General features: G+C 34.0%; 1 pseudogene. It reads right to left on the bottom strand.

What is annotated here, in order from left to right:
* Nucleotides 1-82 precede the first annotated feature (82 nt).
* Nucleotides 83-235, bottom strand: a pseudogene (locus tag V7137_RS14190) (formate/nitrite transporter family protein); the annotation flags it as partial.

Here is a 235-nt window from a genome sequence, read left to right on the forward strand (position 1 = left end):
TATGCTTTAACATAGCCTTATGTAAAAAAACTCCCTTTGAAAAAGGAGTTTAATTAATAATGTTCTATATACTGTAGGCTATTTATCTAACACCACTTTTCATCATGGGATGAATCACTTTCGGTTCCGTTACAGTCCGTTCCTTTTTCTTATAAGCATGCCAGTATGCCATAGCAATAAATATCGATCCGCCCACAGCATTTCCTAAAAAAACAGGGACAAAATTCTCTAAATA

The sequence above is a fragment of the Neobacillus drentensis genome, assembly GCF_036962765.1.
GTDB classification, from domain to species: Bacteria; Bacillota; Bacilli; order Bacillales; family Cytobacillaceae; genus Neobacillus; species Neobacillus drentensis_C.